This is a genomic window from Acidimicrobiia bacterium (genome assembly GCA_036396535.1).
Taxonomy (GTDB): Bacteria; Actinomycetota; Acidimicrobiia; order Spongiisociales; family UBA5794; genus DASWKR01.
Window position 1 is genome coordinate 61,048 of record DASWKR010000065.1, and the last position, 22,995, is coordinate 84,042.

The 22,995-nt window shown below is 67.8% G+C and carries 19 protein-coding genes; 14 read left to right on the top strand and 5 right to left on the bottom strand.

The features are described 5' to 3' along the window. Positions 1–7: 7 nt before the first annotated feature. From VGC47_11895 to VGC47_11930, 8 genes are all read left to right on the top strand, one after another. Positions 8–799: an ABC transporter ATP-binding protein gene (locus VGC47_11895; GenBank protein ID HEX9856005.1), complete on the top strand. Its 792-nt coding sequence runs from the start codon at positions 8–10 to the stop codon at positions 797–799. Next, positions 796–1,641, top strand: coding sequence for an ABC transporter permease (locus tag VGC47_11900; protein ID HEX9856006.1), 846 nt, complete (start codon positions 796–798; stop codon positions 1,639–1,641). Before VGC47_11895 ends, VGC47_11900 begins: the two co-directional genes overlap by 4 nt. Positions 1,642–1,705: 64 nt before the next feature. Further along, positions 1,706–2,824, top strand: coding sequence for an ABC transporter substrate-binding protein (locus VGC47_11905; GenBank protein HEX9856007.1), 1,119 nt, complete (start codon positions 1,706–1,708; stop codon positions 2,822–2,824). A 90-nt stretch (positions 2,825–2,914) separates the two neighbouring features. Continuing rightward, the gene (locus VGC47_11910; GenBank protein ID HEX9856008.1) at positions 2,915–3,760 is read left to right on the top strand and encodes a nitrilase-related carbon-nitrogen hydrolase; all 846 of its coding nucleotides are present in this window, start codon (positions 2,915–2,917) and stop codon (positions 3,758–3,760) included. Continuing rightward, positions 3,761–5,056 (top strand): aspartate aminotransferase family protein, encoded by a 1,296-nt coding sequence (locus VGC47_11915; protein HEX9856009.1) that lies wholly within the window; start codon positions 3,761–3,763, stop codon positions 5,054–5,056. 12 nt (positions 5,057–5,068) lie between these two features. Then, positions 5,069–6,496 (top strand): dihydropyrimidinase, encoded by a 1,428-nt coding sequence (gene hydA, locus VGC47_11920; protein HEX9856010.1) that lies wholly within the window; start codon positions 5,069–5,071, stop codon positions 6,494–6,496. Further along, positions 6,496–7,500 (top strand): TIGR03842 family LLM class F420-dependent oxidoreductase, encoded by a 1,005-nt coding sequence (locus VGC47_11925; protein HEX9856011.1) that lies wholly within the window; start codon positions 6,496–6,498, stop codon positions 7,498–7,500. Before hydA ends, VGC47_11925 begins: the two co-directional genes overlap by 1 nt. 72 nt (positions 7,501–7,572) lie before the next feature. After that, a complete protein-coding gene (locus tag VGC47_11930; protein ID HEX9856012.1) occupies positions 7,573–9,291 on the top strand; it encodes an adenylate/guanylate cyclase domain-containing protein in 1,719 nt (572 codons plus the stop codon). Between the two features lie 77 nt (positions 9,292–9,368). Here the strand turns inward: VGC47_11930 and VGC47_11935 are convergent, their stop codons facing one another. Then, positions 9,369–9,722, bottom strand: a complete 354-nt coding sequence (locus VGC47_11935) for a hypothetical protein (protein HEX9856013.1) — start codon at positions 9,720–9,722, stop codon at positions 9,369–9,371. Between the two features lie 112 nt (positions 9,723–9,834). On the opposite strand from VGC47_11935, the gene VGC47_11940 reads away from it, so the two are divergent. From VGC47_11940 to dtd, 5 genes are read left to right on the top strand one after another with little or no spacing between them, the layout of a single operon-like run. Continuing rightward, positions 9,835–11,277, top strand: coding sequence for an NAD-binding protein (locus tag VGC47_11940; protein HEX9856014.1), 1,443 nt, complete (start codon positions 9,835–9,837; stop codon positions 11,275–11,277). Next, complete coding sequence (locus VGC47_11945) at positions 11,277–12,527, top strand: cation:proton antiporter (protein ID HEX9856015.1); 1,251 nt, start codon at positions 11,277–11,279, stop codon at positions 12,525–12,527. The genes VGC47_11940 and VGC47_11945 overlap by 1 nt, the downstream gene beginning before the upstream one ends. A 41-nt stretch (positions 12,528–12,568) precedes the next feature. After that, positions 12,569–12,760, top strand: a complete 192-nt coding sequence (locus tag VGC47_11950; protein ID HEX9856016.1) for a flagellar biosynthesis anti-sigma factor FlgM — start codon at positions 12,569–12,571, stop codon at positions 12,758–12,760. Between the two features lie 2 nt (positions 12,761–12,762). Beyond that, entirely contained in the window at positions 12,763–13,263 is a 501-nt protein-coding gene (locus tag VGC47_11955) for a small multi-drug export protein (protein HEX9856017.1), read from the top strand. Then, positions 13,263–13,718 (top strand): D-aminoacyl-tRNA deacylase, encoded by a 456-nt coding sequence (gene dtd / locus VGC47_11960; protein ID HEX9856018.1) that lies wholly within the window; start codon positions 13,263–13,265, stop codon positions 13,716–13,718. The genes VGC47_11955 and dtd overlap by 1 nt, the downstream gene beginning before the upstream one ends. A gap of 1 nt (position 13,719) precedes the next feature. Here dtd and VGC47_11965 read toward each other — a convergent pair whose 3' ends face one another. Genes VGC47_11965 through VGC47_11975 form a run of 3 tightly spaced genes read right to left on the bottom strand, consistent with a single transcriptional unit; the run spans position 13,720 to position 20,264 of the window. Next, positions 13,720–16,818 carry an ATP-dependent DNA helicase gene (locus VGC47_11965; protein ID HEX9856019.1) on the bottom strand — a complete coding sequence of 1,033 codons (3,099 nt, stop codon included), beginning with the start codon at positions 16,816–16,818 and terminating at the stop codon, positions 13,720–13,722. Further along, positions 16,815–19,784, bottom strand: a complete 2,970-nt coding sequence (locus tag VGC47_11970) for an ATP-dependent DNA helicase (GenBank protein HEX9856020.1) — start codon at positions 19,782–19,784, stop codon at positions 16,815–16,817. Before VGC47_11970 ends, VGC47_11965 begins: the two co-directional genes overlap by 4 nt. Positions 19,785–19,817: 33 nt before the next feature. Then, positions 19,818–20,264, bottom strand: a complete 447-nt coding sequence (locus tag VGC47_11975) for a DUF488 domain-containing protein (protein ID HEX9856021.1) — start codon at positions 20,262–20,264, stop codon at positions 19,818–19,820. 56 nt (positions 20,265–20,320) lie between these two features. On the opposite strand from VGC47_11975, the gene VGC47_11980 reads away from it, so the two are divergent. Next, positions 20,321–21,604 carry a Glu/Leu/Phe/Val dehydrogenase gene (locus VGC47_11980; GenBank protein ID HEX9856022.1) on the top strand — a complete coding sequence of 428 codons (1,284 nt, stop codon included), beginning with the start codon at positions 20,321–20,323 and terminating at the stop codon, positions 21,602–21,604. Between the two features lie 9 nt (positions 21,605–21,613). Here VGC47_11980 and VGC47_11985 read toward each other — a convergent pair whose 3' ends face one another. Continuing rightward, the gene (locus VGC47_11985; GenBank protein HEX9856023.1) at positions 21,614–22,396 is read right to left on the bottom strand and encodes a PD-(D/E)XK nuclease family protein; all 783 of its coding nucleotides are present in this window, start codon (positions 22,394–22,396) and stop codon (positions 21,614–21,616) included. Positions 22,397–22,995: the final 599 nt, after the last annotated feature.

Sequence of the window (22,995 nt, forward strand, 5' to 3'; positions counted from 1 at the left end):
TCGGGTGGTGGCGAGCGCGATCGAGGCGACGGCGGTCGGCAAGGTGTTCGGGACGGACGCCGGCCGGGTCGAGGCGCTGCGCGACATCAGCCTGACCATCGGCAATGGTGAGTTCGTCTCGCTGATCGGGCCGTCGGGGTGCGGTAAGAGCACGCTGCTCCGGCTCATCGGCGACCTGGTGCAGCCGTCGTCCGGATCGCTGCGAGTGAACGGCAAGGACCCCGGGCGCTCCAGGCTCGACCGCGACTACGGGATGGTGTTCCAGCAGGCGACCCTCCTCGACTGGAGGACCGTCGCCAAGAACGTCGAGCTCCCGCTGGAGATCATGGGCGGCGCCGGAGACGCAACTGGTCGTCTCGCCACTGCATCCGAGATGCTGTCGCTCGTCCAACTCGGCGAGTTCGCAGACCACTACCCGTGGCAGCTCTCGGGGGGGATGCAGCAGCGGGTGGCCATCGCCAGGGCGCTCGCCTTCCGGCCGTCGATCCTGCTCATGGACGAGCCGTTCGGCGCCCTCGACGAGATGACCCGCGAGCAGATGCAGCAGGAGGTGCTCCGGATCTGGCGGGAGACGAACACGACCGTCGTGTTCGTGACCCACTCGATCCCGGAGGCGGTGTTCCTCTCGAGTCGAGTCGTCGTGATGTCGCCCCGGCCCGGCCGCGTGGCGTCCATCGTCGCCGTCGATCTGCCCCATCCTCGCGACGTCGACACCCGCGAGTCCGCTGCCTACTTCGACAAGATCACCGAGGTGCGCGAGGCGCTTCGGGGCCGGGGAGTCGCCGAGGCCGCGTCGTGACCCACGACCCGGACGTGTTCTCGGCCTTCGAGGGAATCGTGCCCGGCGAGGAGAGAAGCACCAGCTCCGGCCGGCTGGCGGCGGCGTGGCCTGCCGTGCTTGCGTTCCTCGCCGTGCTCGTGGTGTGGGAGGGGCTCACCAGGGCGTTGTCGGTGCAGCAGTTCATCCTCCCCAAGCCGTCGGAGATCGTGCGCTCGTTCTTCGCCACGAGCGGCATCATCTGGGGTGCCGGCCTCCGAACGCTCCAGGAAGCCATCGGCGGACTGTTCGTCGGGGTGGTCTCGGGGGTGGCGATGGCCCTGGTGACGACCCGGTGGATCGGCTTGCGGTCGGGGCTCATGCCATTCGCCATCGCAGCCAACTCGGTGCCGATCGTCGCTTTGGCGCCGATCTTCAACCAGTGGTTCTCGATCACGAGCCCGATCTCGAAGGTCGCAGTTGTGGCTGTCGTCGTGTTCTTCCCGGTGATGATCAACACGGCACGCGGCCTCCTCGAGGTCGACGACTCCGAGATCGAGCTCATGAGGTCGTTTGCGGCGAGCCCGCGGACCGTGATGCTGCGCATCCGGATACCGCGGGCGTTGCCGTACTTCTTCTCGGCGCTCAAAGTGGCGAGCGCCCTGTCGCTCATCGCGGCGATCGTGTCGGAGTACTTCGGCGGTCCCCAGGACGTGCTCGGCCAGTACATCGTCAACCGAGCCCAGCTCTTCCAGTTCGCAGACGCCTGGGCGGCGATCGCGGTCGCATCGATCCTCGGCATCGCGATGTACGGGGCGATCCTCGTCCTGGAGCGCGTCGCCATGCCGTGGCATGTGTCCTTCCGCGAGCCGCAGAGCAGCTGAAGGACACATGTGGAATGGATAGTCTCCTGTGACGGAGGCTTGGAGGAACAAGGAAGGTGACAACTTGAAGAGAGAGTACGTGGGAAGGGTGCTGGCGCTCGTTGCCGCACTCGGCCTCGTGGCAGCGTCGTGCGGCGGCGGCGGGGACGGGCTCGGCACGGAGGAGTGCGACGGAGTAGACGATGTGCGGCTCCAGCTGCAATGGGTCGCCCAGTCGCAGTTCGCCGGCTACTTCGTCGCCAACGAGCTCGGGTTCTATGCGGACGAGTGTCTCAACGTCGAGATCCTCGAGGGGGCGGTCGAGATCGTGCCCCAACAGGTGCTGGCGAGCGGAGGCGCCGAGTTCGGCCTGGCCTGGGTGCCGAAGGCGCTCGTGTCACGCCAGGGCGGCGCCGACATCGTGAACATCGCCCAGGTGTTCGAGCGCTCCGGCACGCTCGAGGTGTCGTTCAAGGAGAGCGGCATCGAAGCGCCCGAGGACTGGGCGGGCAAGACGGTCGGCAACTGGGGATTCGGCAACGAGTTCGAGCTGACGGCAGCGATTGCGCAGTACGGCGTCGAAGACGTCACGCTCGTCGGGCAGGACTTCACCATGAACGCACTGCTCAACGGAGAGATCGACGCGGCCGAAGCGATGATCTACAACGAGTACGCCCAGGTGCTGGAGGCTGAGAACCCCGAAACGGGCGAGCTCTACCTGCCCGATGACCTCAACGTCATCGACTTCAACGAAGTCGGCACGGCAATGCTGCAGGACGCAGTGTGGGTGAACGCCGACTGGATAGCGGAGGACGGCAACGAGGACATCGCCGAGCGGTTCCTCAAGGCGTCGTTCCGCGGGTGGATCCACTGTCTCGACAACTTCGACGAGTGCGTCGAAGTCGTCCTCGACAACGGGTCGACGCTCGGCGCCAGCCATCAGGCGTGGCAGCTCAACGAGATCCTCGCCCTGATCTTCCCGGCGACGAACGGGATCGGCGTGATGAACGAGGACTTGTGGGACCAGACCGTCCAGATCGCCACGGAGCAGATCCCGGAGCTCCAAGGCGTCGACGTATCGGGCGACGCCTATCGCACCGACATCGCAGAGGCAGCCCGCGACGCATTGGAGTCCGCCGACCTCGACGTACAGGGGGACGGGTTCTCGAGGCGCGAGATCGAGCTCGCCCCGGGCGGCGAATGAGATGAGGCAGACGGCGGCCCGGCGACTGCCGGGCCGCCGTCGCATCAGCGTCGCTAGCTTTGGATTCACACGCGAACAAGGAGGAGCTGCATGGCCAACGTGGTGCGTGCCGCCATCGTCCAGACGGAGTGGACGGGCGACAAGGACTCCATGATCAAGAAGAACGCCGACTACGCCCGCCAGGCGGCCAACGACGGCGCCAAGGTGATGTGCTTCCAGGAGCTGTTCTACGCCCCGTACTTCTGCCAGGTGCAGGAGAACGAGCACTTCGACTACGCCGAGCCGATTCCGGACGGCCCGACGACGAAGCTGATGCAGGACCTCGCCAAAGAGACGGAGATGGCGATCGTCGTCCCGATCTTCGAGAAGGAGGACGACGGCTTCTACTACAACACCGCCGCCGTGATCGACTCAGACGGCACGTACCTCGGGAAGTACCGCAAGACGCACATCCCGCACGTCAACGGCTTCTGGGAGAAGTTCTACTTCCGTCCCGGCAACACAGGGTATGCCGCCTTCGACACCCGTAACGCAGGGCGCATCGGGGTGTACATCTGCTACGACCGCCACTTCCCCGAGGGCTGGAGGGCGATCGGGCTCAAGGGCGCCAAGATCGTGTTCAACCCGTCGGCGACGAGCCGCGGCCTGTCGATGTACCTGTGGAACCTCGAGCAACCTGCTGCGGCGGTCGCCAACGAGTACTTCATCGGTGCGATCAACAGAGTCGGCAAGGAGCCGTTCGGCGACAACGACTACTACGGGTCGTCCTACTTCGTCGGCCCGCGCGGCCAGCTCGTCGGATCGGCGGCGTCCGACACGGACGAGGAGCTCGTCGTGCGCGACCTCGACCTCGACGAGATCGACCAGGTCCGCAAGACCTGGGCGTTCTACCGCGACCGTAGGCCCGACGCGTACGGCGACCTGGTGGCCCCATAGATGGGCAGGCACGCCGAGCTCCTGGCGCGCCACCGCCGGGTTCTTCCGTCGTGGCTGGCGCTGTACTACGACGAGCCGATCTCGCTCGTCGACGGTGAGGGCAGGCGGGTCGTCGACGCCGAGGGAAACGAGTACCTCGACTTCTTCGGGGGAATCCTGACGACGATGACCGGTTACCGGCTGCCGGAGGTCGTGTCGGCCATCAAGGCCCAGGCGGACAAGATGCTCCACACCTCGACGCTGTACCTCATCGAATCACAGGTCGAGTTGGCCGAGAGGCTGGCAGACCTATCGGGCATCGCCGACGCCAAGGTGTTCTTCACGAACTCCGGAACTGAGGCGAACGACGCCGCCCTGCTCCTCGCCACCCAGTTCAGGACGTCCAACCAGGTCCTGGCGATGCGCAACAGCTACCACGGTCGCTCGCACTCGACGATCGCGATCACGGGCAACGAGTCGTGGTCTGCGACGTCGCTGAGCCCCTTCCAGGTGACCTACGTGCACAGCGGGTACCGCTACCGGAGTCCGTTCGCCGACCTGCCGGACGCCGAGTACATCGCCGCTTGCTGCGACGACCTACGCGACCTGCTCCGGATCGCCACGGCCGGCGACGTCGCCTGCCTCATCGCCGAGCCGATCCAGGGGGTCGGCGGCTTTGCGACGCCTCCCGACGGCTTCTACGGAGGGATCAAGGAGGTGCTCGACGATCATGGGATCCTTTTCATCTCCGACGAGGTCCAGACCGGTTGGGGAAGGACGGGAGAGCACTTCTGGGGGTACGAGGCCCACGGGATCGTCCCCGACATGATCACCTTCGCCAAAGGCCTCGGAAACGGACTCGCCATCGGAGGAGTGATCGCCCGGGGCGACATCATGGACGTGGTGAAAGCCAACTCGATCTCGACGTTCGGCGGAAATCCCCTGGCGACCGCAGGCGCCCTCGCCAACCTGGATTATCTGCTCGAGCACGACCTGCAGGCGAACGCCTTCAAGGTGGGTCAGCAGCTCAGGGCGAGCCTCGACGATCTCGCAGAGCAGCTTCCCAACATCGGGGACGTCCGCGGCAAAGGGCTCATGATCGGGGTCGAGTTCGTCAGACCCGGCAGCAAGGACCCCGACTCGGGAGTGACCACCAGGGTGATGGAGGAAGCCAGGACGGGCGGGCTGCTCATCGGCAAGGGGGGCCTCTTCGGCAACGTTCTGCGGATCGCCCCACCCCTGTCGGTCACCTCGGAGGAGGCCGCCGAGGGCTACGACATCCTGAGCGCGGCGGTGCACCGCGCCATCGCCGACTGAAGGGAGCGAGCAATGGCGAGAACACTCATCGAGGGCGGCACGATCGTCTCGGCGGACGACACCCAGACCGCAGACGTGCTCGTCGAGGGAGAGACCATCACCGCCATCGCATCGCCCGGCAGCCACGACTGGGGACAGACCGTCGACAGGGTGATCGACGCCTCGGGCAAATACGTCATCCCCGGCGCCATCGACGTGCACACCCACTTCGAGCTGCCGTTCGGAGGCACCTTCGTCTCGGACAACTTCGAGACCGGGACGCGGGCGGCGGCGCACGGCGGTACCACCTCGATCGTCGACTTCGCCGTCCAGGTGAAGGGCGAGCGCGTCATGGACGGGTTCGCCAACTGGATGGCCAAGGCCGAAGGCAACTGTGCCATCGATTACGGCTTCCACATGATCGTGGGCGACGTCAACGAGGCCACCCTCAAGGAGATGGACACCATCGTCGGCGAGGGCGTGACGAGCTTCAAGCTCTTCATGGCGTACCCGGGGGTCCTCTACTCCGACGACGGCCAGATCTTCCGAGCAATGCAGCAGGCGTCGGAGTCCGGCTCGACGATCATGATGCACGCCGAGAACGGCATCGCCATCGACGTGCTGAGGGAACAGGCCGTCGCCAGGGGGCACACCGATCCGAAGTACCACACCACCACCCGGCCGCCCACGACGGAGTCGGAAGCGGTGCACAGGGCGATCGTGCTCGCAGAGTTGGCGGGCTGCCCGCTGTACGTCGTGCACATGTCGGCCAAGGAAGCGGTCGCCGAGCTCACGAAGGCACGCGATCGGGGTGTCAACGCCTTCGGAGAGACATGCCCGCACTACATGGTGCTGTCGTGGGAAGACCACGTGAGCGCCCCGGGATTCGAGGGGGCGAAGTACGTCTGCTCGACACCCATCCGGCCCAAGTCGGAGGGCCACCAGGACTACCTTTGGAACGCCCTGGCTCGCAACGACCTTCAGATCGTCTCGACCGACCACGCCGGGTTCTTCTACGACGACGACGAGGCACTCGGCAGGCAGAAGCGGCTCGGTGAAGGCAACTTCACCCTCATTCCCAACGGGCTCCCCGGCGTCGAGGAGCGTCTCAACGTGATGTACCAGGCGGGCGTCGCCGAGGGCAGGCTGTCCCTCAATCGCTGGGTCGAGGTCTGCTCGACGAATCCGGCGAAGATGTTCGGCCTCTTCCCGAAGAAGGGGGCGATAGCCGTCGGCTCCGACGCCGACATCGTCGTGTACGACCCGAGCGCATCCTTCACGTATTCGCCCGAGACGATCCACATGAACGTCGACTACACGGCGTACGACGGCATGGAGATCAGCGGCAACGTCGCCACCGTGCTCTCCCGAGGCAAGGTGATCGTGGAGGACGCGACCTACGTCGGCAGCAGGGGCGACGGCCGGTACATGAAGCGCGGCCCGAGCCAGCTGCTCATCTGATGGAACTCGGCGTCGTCTTGCAGACTGATCCACCCGCAAGCCGGGTCGTCGAGCTCGCTCGGCTCGCAGAGAGCCTCGGGTTCACACACGGATGGACGTTCGACTCCCACGTCCTCTGGCAGGAGCCATACGTCATCTTCTCGCAGATGCTGGCTGCCACGGAGCGGATGATCGTCGGGCCCATGGTGACGAACCCCGGGACCCGCGACTGGACGGTGACGGCCTCCCTCTTCGCCACCCTCAACGACATGTTCGGCGCCCGGACGATCTGCGGTATGGGGCGGGGAGACTCTGCGTTGCGGTACATCGGCCGCACGCCGACGACCCTCGAGACCATGGTCGAGGCGATGGCCGTCATCAAGGGTCTCGTGGCGGGCGACGAGGTCGACTACCGGGGGAAGGCGCTGCAGATCCCGTGGATAGACGAAGGGTGGGACCTGCCCATGTGGGTGGCCGGGTACGGCCCGAAAGCACTGGCCACCATCGGCGCCCACGCCGACGGGTTCATCCTCCAGCTCGCCGATCCACAGATCCTCGAGTGGACCGCAGGCGCAGTGAAGCAGGCGGCAGCCGACGCCGGCCGGAACCCGGCAGACGTGAAGATCGCCGTCGTGGCGCCTGCGTATGTCGGCGACGACCTCCCGCACCAACGTGACCAGCTTCGCTGGTTCGGGGGGATGGTCGGCAACCACGTCGCCGACCTGGTGAACAGGTACGGCGACGACTCCGCCCAGGTTCCCCAGGCGCTGAGCGACTACATCAAGGCCAGGGAGAGCTACGACTACGCCCACCACGGCCGGTCGGGCAACCCGACGACCGATTTCGTGCCGGACGAGATCGTCGATCGCTTCTGCATCCTGGGACCCGTCGAGGCCCACATCGAGAAGCTCCGGGAGCTCGAGTCTCTCGGCGTCGATCACTTCTCGATATACCTCATGCACGACCAGCAGGAGGAGACGCTGCGGGCATATGGCGAGCTCGTCGTGCCGGCGATGCGGGGCTGACCCGAGGGCAGTCCTCGTCGCCACGGGTCTCGGGGCGGCTCGTGGCTAGCCTCCGCTGATGGAGGCAGGCCGATGACGGCGTTGACCCGTGAGACCTCGAAGATGCTCGTGGCGCTCAACGCCGACGTGGTCGGCTACTCGCGGCTGATGGCGGACGACCTCGAGGTGACGACGTCGGTGATGGGGGAGTATCACCGCTTGGTGGAGCGGGAGGTCGAGGCGAGCGAAGGATCGCTCGTGGCGTTCGTGGGCGACAACTTCATGGCGGTCTTCGACGACGTCACCGCGGCGATGCGAGCCGCCATCGCAATCAGCTCCGAGGTCGAGGCGCGCAATGCAGACGTGCCTCATCACCGCCGGGTCCGGTTCAGGATGGGTATAGACCGGGGCGAGGTGGCGATATCCGAGGACGGTCAGTACTTCGGCGAGGCGCTGAACATCGCCGCCCGGATCCAGGCGATCGCCCAGCCCGGCGGACTGAGCATCTCGGGCGAGGTCTACAAGGCGCTCGACGAACCCGAGCTGCGGTTCAAGGCGGCAGGCCCGCGCAGCTTCAAGAACATCCCGGGCACGGTTCCCGTGTACGAGTTCCTCGACCTCCCCGTCGAGGGCCACACGAAGCCTCGCCACCCGACACTCGACTCACCCACCGTGGCCGTGCTCCCGATCCACACCGAGAAGGTCGACGACGAGCTTCGCTCCATCGCAGACCTGCTGATGGCGGGCGTCGTCCATCGCCTCGCCTCGATCCCGCGCCTCGGCGTCGTTGACGCAACCGGGTCGACGGGCGAGGAGAACGGAGCCACCGTGCAGTACATGCTCGAGTCGGGCATCCACCAGTTCCGCGACAACATACGCGTGTACTCCAAGCTCGTCGACGTGGCGACGATCAACGTCGTCTTCTCTCATCGTTGGGACGCGACGCTCGACGACGTCATCGGGCTCTCGGATCGGATGCCGGACGACATCGCCCGGTCTCTCGAGGTCGAGTTGATCGTGGGCGAGCCTGCCAGGATCTATGCCGAGCTCGCCGACCCCGCCTCTCAAGAGCACATCTACAAGGGCTGGTTCGAGCTCACGGCTGGAACCGCCGAAGGCTGGCGGCGCGCCATCGAGCACTTCGGCGAGGTCGTCGAGATGCACCCGGACGTCACGACGGGCTACGCGCTGCTTGCGTTCGCTCACTGGGTCGGCGCCTCCGATCGGTTCGCAGACGATCAGCGGGCCAGTTTCCGGAAGGCGACCGAGTACGCCCGTCGCGGCATCGAGACGGGTGACCCGACGGGGCTGAGCCAGATGGTCGAGGCCGCCAGCCTGCTCTCGGAGGGCCAGATCGAGGAGGCCCTCGAGCGTCTCGAAGGCGTCGAGATCACTCGTCCGACCTGCGACGTCACGTACGCGCTCGAGGGCAGCGTGCGACGGTACCTCGGACAGTGGCAGAGGTCGCTCGAGTTGATCGATCGGGCGATGCGGCTGACGCAGGTCACGAACCCGTGGTATCCCACCGTGCAGGCGTGCGCGCTGTACATCGGTGACCGTTTCGAGGACGCCGCCTCGACCGCCGAGGCCGTGCTGGATCACCAACCGAACAACCTCGAGGCGCTGCTGGTGCTGGCGGCCGCCCAGAACCACATGGGGCTCGACCGGCGGGCGGCGGCAACGGCCGCATCGATCCGGGACCGGTACCCTGCTGTCGACATCGGGCAATGGCTGGGCTCGAATCCCTATCAAGATCCCACCGTGGTGGAACGATGGCGCCAGGACCTGAGAGCGCTCGGCCTCGTCGGATAGTGGACGTCGCCATCGGGAGCGAGGCCGCTCCCGTATCGAGGCGATCCGGCCTCTCCCTCCGCGACGAAGGCCGCCCGTCAACCCGCCCGCGTGGCGTCGAGACGCTGGAGCAGTTCGTGGGCCGCCAACTCGATCTCTTTGTGGTCCCATTCGGCGGCGCGGTACCGGCAGGCGATCAAGCCCATGCGGTGGAGCCGCTTGAAGTCGCCGTAGACGAAGGCGTACCGAGCCTTGGTCTCGTCATTGGCCCCAACGGTGAGGCCGAGGTGCCAGGCGGCGTACTCATCCCAGCCGGACCGGTCGAGGAAGGCGTTCTGGTCGTCCGCGGTCGGCTGCGACGTGCCCCACTCGCTCCTCAGAACGTACTGCCTGGCGTCGATGAGGGCTCGTGCCTTGTCGACCCCGGCGGGGTTCACCTCGTAGCGAGCCACTCGGGAGAGCCTACGAGGCCGTGCCCTCGAGCGTGACGCTCGAAGAGTGGCCGACGCTTGGTTGGGTCCTCCCGTGATCGAACGCGATAATGCCGGCTCGACAGGAGGTTCGATGCGCGCCATCGTCGTCGGTGCCGGCGGGACCGCACGGGAGCTGCTGCGCCGACTCAGTGGAATATGGGATCTGGTCCTCGTCGATACCGACGAGAACCAGATCGAGCTGGCGAGGGCGATTCGCGACGTCGAGGTGGTCGTTGGGGACGGCTCGAGCGCGCTCGTGCTGCGCAAGGCAGGTCTCGACAACGCCGACGCCCTCGTGGCGGCGACGCAGGACGACGACATCAACCTCGAGGCCGTGAGGATCGCCCAGGAGTCGGGCCTCCTCCGGGTGGTCGCGGTAGCCGCCGATCCGGAGAGGGCGGCCGAGTACCGGGAGCTCGGGGCGGAGGTGTTCTCGCCGGACTCGATCACGGCGCGCCAGGTGGAGGTGCTCCTCGAGCCTCGGCGGGTCGCCTCTACGACGTTCGCGCAGGGTAAGGCCGAGGCCATCGAGTTTCGGGTGTCTCCGGATTCGCCCGTCGCCGGGAAGCGCCTGCGCGAGCTTCACTCGGAAACCTGGGTCGTCGCCGCGGTGCTGCGCGACCAGCGGCTCATCATCCCCAAGGGTGGAACGACCCTGCGTGCCGGGGATCACGTCACGGTCGTCGGGGCGGCTGCCGATTTCGCGACGATCGTCAAGACATTCACCGAGGGGGAGTCGCGATTCCCGCTCAACTTCGGCCGCAAGGTCGCCGTCGTGCTCGACAGCCACGCCGACCTGGACGGCTGCGTTGCGGAGGCCATCAGCATCGTCCGCAACACGTCTGCCGAGGCGCTGGCGGTCGTCTACCGCGACCTCGCCAGCGAGCCGGACGTCGCCAAGGTCGACGAGATCGAGGAGCTCCTCGCCAAGCTGGAAACCCGTTCCGATGGCGTCGCCATCGAGCTGCGGCCGGCGGCCGGGTCACTCGTCGACGCCATGGTCGAGCTGGCGGGTCAGGAGTCGGTGGGGATGATCGTCGCCGATGCACCCGAAGGCGGCGAGTGGCTCGGGCGCCGCCGCGTCGTCAAGACGCTGGCCAGATATCGCAAGGCGGCACTGCCGATCCTCTTGGCGAGAGGCCGCCACCCGTACTCGAGCATCGTCGTTCCGGCCCGTCGCACTGTGGCGGGGGAATCCGCAGGACGGGCTGCGATCGACCTGGCGCGCACCTCGGGCGCGACGCTCACGGGCGTGTCGGTGGTTCCCCCGGCCTTCGTCGGGGGAGGAGACGCCATCGAGGATGCCAGACGATCGGCGGCTTGGCTTCGCGAGGAGGCGGCCGTCCAGGGGGTCCCGGTGCGCCGCAGGGTGCGCCGCGGCAACCCGATACGCGTCATCGAGGAGCTGGCCGCCTCGGCGAGCCTCATCGTGCTCACCCTGCCGGACGATCCGACGACCATCCTGTTCCCGGGGATCGTCGGCCACCTGGTGCGGCGGGTGCGGAGCTCCGTGCTGCTCGTCCCCCGCTCGTGATGCAACTGGTCGCGGTGGCGGCCGAGTCCGGTGAGATCCTGCCCGGAGCCGGGGGGTTCGTCCTCATCGGCCTCGGGGCGTTCACACTGCCGCTCATCGCCAGGCGGCTCGGGCTGCCGGCCATCGTTCTCGAGATCGTGTACGGGCTTCTGCTGGGCCCCGAGGTGCTCGATCTCATCGAGCGAACGTCGGCGGACGCCGCCTTCATCGAGGTCCTCGCCGAGCTCGGGCTGCTGCTCCTGATGTTCCTGGCGGGATTCGAGGTCGACTTCGAGCGTCTCGAGCGGCAGGGGAGGGGGCCGATCGTCTTCGGCTTGACGATCTTCGTCCTCATCGTCGGATTCGCCTGGGTCGGCTTCGGCTTCCTCGACCTGGAGACCATCGAGGAGCGCATCTTCGTCACCTTGCTCACCTCGGCCGCATCCGTCGGGCTCATCATCCCTGCGTTGCGGACGACGAACCGGGCGACCACAAGGCTCGGCCAATACACCCTGGTCACCGCAGTGCTCGCCGAGTTCTTGTCGGCTCTCGGGATCGTCGTGTTCGGGGTCGTCCACGAGTCCGGGTTCGGGGTGCGCCTCCTCAGCGTTCCGGCCCTCTTCGTCATCATGGGCGTGCTGCTCGTCACCGTGCGGCGGGCCGCCTGGTGGTACCCGGAGCGGTTCGAGCGCCTCTTCGCCGCCCATGACCCCGACGAGCTCGGCATCCGCGCCAGCCTGGCCCTGCTGTTCGTGTTCGTCGGCCTCTCGCTCGCTCTCGACATCGAGGCGATCCTGGGCGCCTTTCTGGCGGGGGCCTTGTTCGCCTTCGTCTTCCGCGACACCGGGGAGCTGGAGGCAAGGCTCGGCGCCTTCGCTTTCGGCTTCTTCATCCCCGTGTTCTTCATCAACGTGGGGCTCCGCTTCCCGCTCTCGAACCTCTCCGATCGGGAGGTGCTCGGGACGGCGGTGGCTTTGATCGTCGTCGCCATCGTCGCCAAGGTGCTGCCGGCACTGCTCCTCGTGGCGAGAGGCCTCACCCTGCGTGAATCGGCGGCAGCAGGCGTTCTGCTGGCCGGCCAGCTCAGCGTGATCATCGCGCTCGCCGAGTTCGGGGTGGAGCTGGGCGTCATCGACGAGGGCCTCGAGGCAGGCGCCATCCTCCTCGTCGGCGTGACCGCCATCCTGTCGCCCATCGTCTTCAAGCTGCTCGCCCCAGCCTTGGCGTCCGAGTCGGCGACGTTCCAGGACGTCCGTGACCTCGACGCTTGAGCTCCTCGGCTGCCGGTCCGAGCGCGGTAGCCTGATCGACCATGGATTCAAGCTACGAGTCGTCTTCTGCCGATGACTCAGTAACCGACATGGAGCCCGCCAACGTGGTGCGCATCGATCAGATCAGGACGGCGATCGCACGCGGCGATTACAGGGTCCCGGCGCTGGCCATCGCCGACGCCATCCTGGCGTTCCACCTCGTGCGGCCGTCGGTGCCTCCCCGACCGGCCTGAGGATGCGTGACGCCGTCCTCGAGTGGATCGAGGCGTTGCCGCTGCCCGATCCACTCATCGTGATCGTCGTCGCCATGACGCCGATTTTCGAGCTGCGGGGCGCCATCCCGGTCGCTCGCGGCCTCTTGGACATGGGAGCCGTCGAGGCGTACCTGTGGGCCGTGCTCGGCAACTCGATCCCCGTCCCGATCATCCTGTGGCTGTTTTCCCCATTCGTCGAGTGGACCGAGCGCAGGTGGGCGTGGCTGCACCGGATCCTGACCAGGCTGCAGGCCTACTCGCACCGCAAGCACGCTGCCAGGGTCGAGCGCCTTCGAGACCTGGCCCTCGTGACCTTCGTGGCGATCCCGCTGCCCGTCACCGGTGCTTGGAGCGGCTGCCTCGCCGCAGTCGTCTTCGCAGTCCCGAAGCGGAGAGCGATGCTGCTCATCATCCTCGGTGTGCTCATCGCAGGCCTCGTGGTGACCCTCTTCCTCGAAGCCCTCGGCTTGGCGTTGTCCTGATGCGGGCGGTCGTGCAGCGCGTCTCACGCGCCGAGGTGGCCGTGGGAGGCGACGTCGTCGGCGAGATCGGCACCGGGCTCCTCGTGCTCGTCGGTGTCGCCGCCCCGGACACAGATGCCGACGCCCGGGCCGTCGCCGCCAAGATCGGCGGGATGAGGATCTTCTCCGACGAGGAGGGCAAGATGAACCGCTCTCTCGGCGAGGTTGCCGGGGGCGTGCTGCTCGTCAGCCAGTTCACCCTGCTGGCGGACACCGGGCGAGGGAGGAGGCCATCGTTCACGGGCGCCGCCGCTCCGGCCGTCGCCGAGGTGCTGGTGCGACTGGTCGCCGACGAGCTGAGGCGTGCCGGGATCCCAGTTGCGACCGGGAGCTTCGGGGCCAACATGCAGGTCACGCTGGTCAACGACGGCCCGGTGACGATCATCGTCGAGGCGGCCGGCGGGAGGGTGCTCTGACTCAGGGACTGGTTGCGGCAGCCACGTGTGCCCTCCCTGCCGGGCACAGGTGCAGGAAGTCGCAGCCGCCGCACGCCGGCCCGGGGCGCGGCGCGAAGGCCTCACCCCCAGCCGCAGTCATGAGACCCTCGAGCCGTGCCCGAGCGTCCTCCATCCAGGCGTCGTCCACCCGACGGCTCACCTCGACCGCTTCGCCCGATCCGAGATACACGAACGAGACCGTGAGATCCACGGGAGGTTCCGACGAGACGGCGCCCTCGGCAGCGGCGACGGCGTACGCCTCCAGCTGGACGTCTCGCGCCGGGTCGTCGCGGTGCCTGCCGCTCTTGAAGTCGACGATCTCCCACACGCCCGGCTCGGGCTCGTACACGGCGTCGATGCGGCCCCTCACACGCCCGGACGGCAGGCGCAGGTCGATCGGGACCTCCGTGAAGCGAGGGCGCGCATCGGCGAATCGGGATCCCAGGAAGGCGCCATACGGATCGCCACCCGACCCCGCGTCGCCCTCAGCCGGGGACAGGTCGTAGAGGTCGTCGTCGAGCTCGTCGAGCGGCAACTGGCCCCGGTTGTGGAGCTCGATGCGTCTGTGCACCTCGACGCCTCTCGTCCGTGATGCGTCGGGACGCCGCGGGAGTCGCTCGACCTCACTCCACAGGAACCTCTGGGGACACGACGCCAGGGTCACGAGACCGGTCACCGAGACGCTGAGGAGCGCCGGCCCGCGCTCGATCGTCGGTGGTTCCGGCAGGCCGTCGAGGAGGAGCTCGATCTGCTCCATGTGGGCATCGTATGCCTGCCTGCCCTGTGCGACGTGGCGCGCCGTCCATTCCGGGTCGTCGGCGATCGCCCGTAGCGCAGCCTGCCAGCCGCCCGGGAAGACAGGGTCAGGCGCCCCTTCCGGGGTCGGGAAGCGGAGCAGGTCAGGCGGCCCACCTTGGTCGTCCACGTCGACCGAGAGGGTGACTCCCTTGGTTCGCCTCGTGGTGGCGTGCAGCTCGCTCGGCTCGCGGGGCTGACCGGACGTGTACCACCAGGCCCCGGACACGTAGAGGCGCGCCTTTGCCCTCGTCACGGCGACATACGCAGTCCGCCACTCCTGGGCGACATGGCGCACCCGCAGCTCCTCTTGGTTCTCCTTGTTGCTCCGGTCGAGCCTCGGGAGTGCCTCGGCGTCGAGCCTGAGCCCGAACGGCAGGTACTGCGCCCGCTCGACGGGGTTGTCGAAGCCGAGGGACTTGGCGGGAAACGCCTCCCGGCTCACGGCGGGTATGAAGACGGTGTCCCATTCGAGGCCTTTGGCGCGATGGACGGTTATCAGGCTGACGGCGTCTTCCTGGCCGATGCGGGCCGTGTCGAGCTCGTCCGTTGCCCGCTCCTCGGTGAGCAACCCGAGATAGCCGAGGAAGGCGTCGAGAGACGGGCGGCCCTCCAGGGGGCTCCACTCCTCGGCGAGGTCGAGGAATCGATAGAGGTTGAGCCTGCCCGTCAGGGCGCCGGCGGGGTCGAGCGCCTCGACCTCGGCCCAGGTGTCCGTGACGTCGAGGATGCGCCTGCACAGTTCCACCAAGGCGACGGACTGGGCGTCGGTCAGGAGCTTGCGGAACGTGTCGCGGAACTCCTCGAGCCGCTCCCGGGCCTCCCCGGCCAGCCCCTCGACATCGTCGAGCCTGTCGACCGCCTCGAGGAGCGGCCAGCCGAGCCCTTCCTCTGCCGTGGAGCCGCGACCCATGGCCCCCACCCACCCCGCCAGCGGGACGAGGTCCCCGAGGCCGAGTCGGTAGCGGCCCCCGAGCAGGATCCTCGCCAACGCCGCCGAGTCGTCGGGTCGCCCCAGGACCCGCAGCCATGCGTGCAGGTCTGCGACTCGGGGGACATCGAGGAGCCCGCCGAGCGAGGCGACCTCGTGCGGGATGGAGTGTCCCTCCAACGCCTCCCGCACGAGTCCCATGTGGCGGTTCTTCCTGAAGAGCAGGGCGATCTCGCGCCAGGCAACCCCCTCCTCGTCGTGGATCCGCCTGATCTCCTCGGCGATCGACGCCGCCTCGTCGACGGACGTGGCGTGGTAGCTCAGGACGAGGTCGCCGTCACCTGCGGTCTCGACCGGGTGGAGGACGTTGAACCCGGCCATCGGGTCGGCTTGGCCCCGCACCCGGTTGGCGAGCTCGAGGATGATCCGCCCCGACCGCCTGTTGAGGCTGAGCGGGAGGGTCTCGGCCGGTCGACCGTCGCTGCGCCTGAAGTGCTCGGGGAACGCCTTGAAGTTCTCGAGCGAGGCGCCCCGCCACTCGTAGATCGTCTGGTCACTGTCGCCGACCGCGGTGACCGGGAAGCCGTCGCCGAACAGCTCCCGCATCAGCTCCCGCTGACCGGGGTCGGTGTCCTGGTACTCGTCGAGCAGCACGAGCGAGTACCTCGACCGCACTCGAGCCCTGATCTCCTCGAAGCCGGTGACCAGACGGTGGGCCGCTTCGACGAGGTCGGCGTAGTCGACCACCCCGAGCGATCGCTTGGCCGCCTGGAACCTGGCGATGATGCCTGCCAGCTCGATGCGCTTCTCCCAGACGGGGTCGGCCGACGGCGGCACCGAGGCGAGCAGGTCGTCCACCCCGAGAAGGTTCTCTCCGAGTTGCCTGGCGAGCATGGCCGCCTCAGCCACGCGATGGGGCGGCGAGGACATGTCGAGGGCGGCGTAGCGGGCTCCGCGCAGCGACTCCTCGAGGAGTTGGCGGGTATATCCCCCGCCGATGACCTTGGCGTCTCGCTCGACGCCCACCAGAGCGCCGAACTCCTGGAGCAGCTTCCACGCGAACCCGTGATACGTCGTCACGTCGACCTCGCGGCCGTCATGCGCCATCTCCGGTAGGCCGGTGCGCAAACGGTCTGCGAGCTCGTCTGCGGCCTTGTTCGTGAACGTGATCCCGAGGATGCTCTCCGGCGCCATCCCCCCCTCGACGAGGCGAACCGCCCGCAGGACGATCGTGGTGGTCTTGCCGGTGCCCGCTCCGGCTGCGACGCGGAGCGGCTCGAGCGGGTAGTCGACGATCGCCGTCTGCTCGGCGGTCATCTCGAACGGCTGGTTCGACGCGTCGGTGGCCGTCATGAGAAGTCCTCCCCTCCCTGCGGCCACTTTGGACAGACCTGCCTGACCGGGCACCGATCACACTCCTCACTCACCACCGGGTCGAAGCGCTCGTCGCGGATCCCCTCGGTGATGGCCACCATGGTCGCCATGACGTCTCCCGCCCTGGCGGTGTCGAAGGAGCGCGTGGTGAGGCTTCTGCTCTCCTTCGCCGGATACCACATCTCGGCAGCCACCGGGGTGCCGTGCGAGGTGACGTCCGGGTCTGCAGCCGCCGCGGCCAGGTAGAAGCCGAGCTGGATCGAACGCGCTGCCTGCTCGAGCGTCGGCGGATTGCGGGTCGTCTTGTAGTCGACGATCTTGATCCGCCCGCTCGTCTCTTCGATCCTGTCTGCGTACCCCACCCAAGGCACATCTGCGATCCGGAGGTGGAGCTCTCTCTCGAGAGCGACCACGTGGCCACCCTCGGGCCAGACGTCGTAGAGACGCCTCAGCAAGTCGACTCCTCTGGCGTGCCAGGCGTGCGAGAACGGCGGCCCACCGAACGTCGCATGGTCGAATCGATCGGCGAGCAGTCCGAGGGCCTCGTCGAGCGAGCTCCTCGGCTCGCCGCGCTCGAAGGCGGCGTGCTCCGCCGCCTCGAGCACGTCATGGACGAGCGTCCCGAACTCGGCGTAGATCGAGGTGGCATCGCCGATCTTCAATCGGCGCTCCAACGCGTAGCGGCGTGGGCATCGCTCGTACGACTCGGCCTGGCTCGGGCTCAAACGAAGCGTGGCGGCATCGACGAGGCCGCCGTCGTCACCACGGCGACGCACGCCGTGGAACGTCGATGTCTCCCGCAGGCCCCACCTCGGGCCGTTCGCCAGTGCGCTCGCGGCCGCCATTCGCTCTGGTGCGGACCGAGCAGGATCGGTGAGGATCCGTCGCAAGTGGCTCTCCGCCTCCCTGCGCGACACGGGCCGTGCCTCGGTGTCGACCGGGGTGATGGCCCCGTCGAGCGATTCGGCTCCCGCCACGAGGGGCAGGAATCGGCTCGGCATGCCTCGCCCCTCCTCTGCGCCGGACGCCGTCGCCGTCCACACCACCCGCTTCGTTGCCCTCGTCATGGCGGTGTACGCCAGGCGGCGCTCCTCCTGGAGTCGGAAGCGGAGGTATCCGGCCGTGTCGAGGTCGTCGTGGCGGAGGATGTGACGCACGCCGAGCAGGCTGTCGCGTCTCCTCAGATCGGGGAACACGCCCTCGACCGCATCGGCGATGAAGACGACGTCGAACTCCAGGCCCTTCGCCTGGTGAAGCGTCGTGAGGGTCACCCGATCCTCGTCGGGCCTCGTGTAGCTGAGGAGGGGACGGGCCTCGAACTCCTCCTGATCGAGGAGCGTCCGGTAGTCGACGAGCGTGACCGACGGGTTGCGCTCGCCCCAGCGGTCGATGACCTGTGCCAGAGAGCTCCATGAGCGCAGCTCCCGGCGTCGCCCGGTGCCGCTCACCAGCTCGGCGATCTGCGGGAGCGACGACCAGAGGTGCCAGAACCCACGTCGTACGGGCCACTCGGCCGCCCAACGCGGCTCGTCGAGCAGGTCGGCGAGGGCGTCGCCTTCCGGCACTAGCGCCCTGATGGCTTGCGACCAGGGTATCTCGTCGACGGCTCTTGCCCTCTCGATGTCCCGGAGCCGCCCCAGCGAGACCCTGAAGAGCGGGCCGAGGAGGATGCGGCGCACCGCCCTGTCCAGCTCGGAAGGCACGTCGGCACCGGCCGCCACAGCGGTGGCATCGAGCACGAACCGCACTGCGGGCTGCTCTGCCAGGCGACTCTCCGGCGGATCGTGGGCGATCCTCCTCCGCTCCAAGCTCCGCGACATCTCAGGCAGGAAGCGCCGCTTGCTACGCACCAGAACCCCGATGCGGCCGAGGGGGACCCCGTCGACGAGATGGATCCGTTCGATCTCGGAGGCGATCCACTCGGCCTCCGCCGTCTGCTGGTCGAAGCGGTGCACGACGACGCTGCCACCGGACGAGGCGGGGGTGACCCGGCCCGCCGACCCCGGCAGGTCGCGCTCGGTGACCCGAACGGCAGACTCGAGTATCGCCTCGGGACACCGAAACGACGTCGTGAGGACGATCCTGCGCGCCGGGAGCCCCGCCGGGTCGCGGTGCCGGTCGGGGAACTCTGCGATGTTCTCCAGGACCGCCCCTCGAAAGCTGTAGATCGACTGGTACGGGTCGCCGGCCACCGTGAGGTTGCCGTGGGCGGCCGTCAGCTCCTCCACCAGGACCGCCTGGGACAACGTCGTGTCTTGGAACTCGTCGACGAGGACGTAGCGGGGCACGGCGTCGGGGTGCATCCGGGCGACGGCGACGGCTTCGGAGAGGAGCTCGCCGTAGTCGATGCGCCCGGCGGCGCGCAGCGCCGAGCGGTATCGGTGACGGAACTCGGGCAGGCCCCGCCAGTCGGCTCGGCCGGCGGCCAACTCCGACAGCTCGTCGTCCGTGACGAGTTGCTCGCTCGCTCGCAAGAGGAAGTCCCTGATCTCCCCGGCAAAGGTGGTCGTTCCGAGCAGTCCGCCAAAGGCTGCCGACCACGCTCCCCGGTTCTCGTCGGCGAGCAAGTCGCGCACGAGCGCCGCCTGCTCCGGGCCGGTCAAGATCTGAGGCGGCGAGCTCCAGCCGATCGAGGGTCCGTGCGCTTCGATGAGCCGGGCCGCATACGAGTGGAACGTCGACACGTCGACCTCGGCCACAGACCGATCGAGCCGGGTCCTGACGCGCTCGCGAATGTCGGCAACGCCGCGACGGCCGAAGCTCAGCACGAGAACCGCCCCGGGAGGGATTCCCCTCTGGTCGATCAGGTGTACGACGCGCCTCACGAGGAACTCGGTCTTGCCCGCGCCCGGTCCACCGACGACGACCTGCGGGCCGTCCGTCAGCGCGATCGCATCCGGCCAATCCTCCGGGCGAATGCGCCACTCGTTCTGCACGTCCTCCATGGACCGCAACCTATCGCGCCGTCGTGACGGAATTCACCAGGAGAGGCGGGGTTGGTGACGCGCCACCGAGCCGTCGCCGAGGATGTGAGCGACGCGAATGCCCCGTGCCTCGAGGGCACGTGCCAGCGTGCCGTCGCGGTGACACCCCTGGGGGTCGATCTCGGAGCAGAGCAGCACGACGTGCGACGAGGCGGCCAGTCCGAGGAGCTCGACGATCGCCGCCTCTGTCGATTCGACGCTCGGCGGGTGAGGGGACGGGAGGCCGCCGAGACGGTCGCCCAGGTACCGATAGCCGAGCCCCGAGGCGGAGCAGAGCTGCTCGAGGCTGTCCTTGGTGAACTCCGGCGCGTGCTTCGAGTAGCGCGCAGACCGAACGTCGACGATCGTCTGGACGCCGTGGGGACGCAGCCGGTCTGCGAGGGCGTCGAAGCTCTCGCGGCCGTGGCCGATCGTGTGGACCGTTGCCGAACGCTCCGTCACGTGACCCACCTCCAGCCAGCCGCGTCGGTAGGGTACCTGTGGCGCCGGAGGTGACCTTGGCACTGCGCACTCAGGAATCGCTGCCGACGGAATGGGAGTCCCCGCTCTTCGAGGAAGCGCTCGCTCAGTTCGAGGCCGTCGCGGAGCTCATCAACCTCGACGACAACGTCCGGGAGCGGCTCAGGACGCCCCAACGTGCGATGGTCGTCGCCTTTCCGTTCCGCAGAGACGAGTACGAGCACGTCGACACGGTGTTCGGGTACCGGGTGCAGCACCTGCTGACGATGGGGCCGACCAAGGGCGGGATCCGGTATTCGGACGACGTCAACCTCGGCGAGGTTGCCGCCCTCGCCATGCTCATGACATGGAAGTGCGCCATCGTCGGTCTCCCGTTCGGAGGCGCCAAGGGCGGTGTGCGCGTCGACCCGACCGACCTCTCGAGAGCCGAGCTGCAGCGCCTCACGCGGCGCTACACGATGGAGATCATCGACTTCATCGGCCCGGACCGGGACATCCCTGCACCGGACCTGGGGACGAACGAGCAGGTGATGGCGTGGATCATGGACACCTACTCGACGCACGTCGGGCATGCCGAACCCGCCGTGGTCACCGGAAAGCCGCCCGCCCTGGGCGGCTCCGTGGCAAGGCGGGAGGCTACCGGCCGGGGGCTCGTCAGCCTGATCCCGTCGGTTGCCGGTCACACCGGGGTACCCGTCGAAGGAGCCAGAGTCGTGATCCAGGGCTTCGGGAACGTAGCCAGGTACGCGGCACTCGCCGCTTCGCAACTCGGCTGCAAGGTGATCGGCGTCTCGGACATCACCGGCGCCATCCACAGCGACACAGGTCTCGACGTCGAGGCCCTCTTCCGGCATGCCGACGAGCATCGTGGGGTGAAGGGATACCCGGCAGCCGACGAGATCACCTCCGAGGAGCTGTTCGCTCTCGACTGCGAATACCTCATCCCCGCCGCCGTCGGGGGAGTGCTCAACGCCGACAACGCAACATCGGTGCGGGCCAAGGTCATCCTCGAGGGCGCCAACGGGCCGACGACCAGGGCGGCGGATGCTGCGCTCAGGGAGGCGGGGGTGTTCATCGTCCCCGACGTGCTCGCCAACGCCGGCGGAGTGACCGTCTCGTACTTCGAGTGGGTGCAGGACCTCCAGAACTACCTGTGGTCGGAGTCCGAGATCGTTGCCCGCCTCCGCGAGATCATGAACCGGGCATTCCAGGAGGTGCTCGAGATCTCGACGCGCGACAAGGTCGACATGCGCACCGCGGCGCTCATCAAGGGCATGCGACGGGTTGCATCCGCCAAGCTGGCACGCGGCATCTATCCCTGAGGAGCGCTCTCAGCTCTCCTCGGCGAAGGCGGGGCAGATGCTCTTGTACTGGCACCAGTCGCACAGGCTCGACGGCCTCGGTGGGAACTGGTCGCGTTCGATGGCCCGGTTGATCGCTTGCCACAGCGCCCGGAGCTGCCGCTCCATGGCGTCGAGTTGCCGGTCGTCGACGTCGATCTCGTAGACGGTCGGCCCGTTGAGGTACATGAGCCGCAGCGTCGTCGGGGTCCTACCGACTCGGCGTCGGACGAGCAGAGCGTAGATCTTCAACGCGAAGAACGCCGGAATGGCGTACTGCTCGGGGGGCGCCTTACCCGTCTTGTAGTCGGTGATCACGAGCTCGCCTGCTCGCTCCTCGATCCTGTCCAGGATGCCGCGGATCACGATGCTGTCGAGCTCTTCGAGCATGTCGAGCTCTCGATCGAGCGGCTCGATGGCGGTGGGGTCCTCGACGCCGAAGTAGTTGGCAAGGATCTCCATGCTCTCGATTCCCCACGCGCGCTCATCGTCGACCGACGAGAACAGGTCGGCGAACTCCGTGGGGCGCAGTTCGACCCACGCTTCCCGGAAGAGGTCGAAGAGGCGCTCCGGTGTGCGCCCCTTCGAGTCCTCGTCGAACAATCGTTGGAGCGCCAGATGGGCGGTGGTGCCGCGCGCCTGATAGACCGTCGGGGGCATCTCGATGCGATCGATGGCCTTGAACTTGAAGAGCTGCGGGCACAGCTTGAAGTCGCTCGCCCGGCTGGGGGAGAGCGTCTCTAGCAGAGAGGCCTCGGTGGCTTCGACCGTCATCCTCTCGAATATAGGCGGTGGCTCCGACAGAAACCACAAACGTGTAGTTCGATGTGACGGGCGTATGCCAGCGACGCTCGCCGGGCACCGGCGGTTGCTCGCCGGAAGCCGGCGGTTGCTCGCGAAACTGGTGACTGACTCGCGAAAACGAACCACCGGATTCGGTTGCAGGCGCGGCGACCCGATCGTTACGGTTCCGGCCGCTTCGGGAGCTCAGGCTTCGGAAGCCACCCCGAGGCAACTCGCAAGAGGGACTCGAGGCACGCGGACGGGCTACCGGACGTGAGCCCGAAGCTCGGGGATCCGCCGCCGAGGCTTCGGTTTCGGTGCGGAGTTCGGAGCGGTCGCAAGGCCGCCCCGAGCGCCTCTCGGGCTTCGGTCCGCTGAGGCGGCGATGCCGGCGCCGGCGGGCAACCGTCGGGGCACGGGGCCACGCCTTTTCGGCAGGGCCCCGTCAGGGATCGCACCATCGGTCGGAGACGCTTCGGTGGATCCGGTCGATACCCGGAAAGGCTTCGGCCTGGATGGGGAGGTACGGGGGGTTGGCCCAGAGGGTCGGCGGCTTGCCGAAGACTCGCTGGGTCGCCGCCCGAGCCACT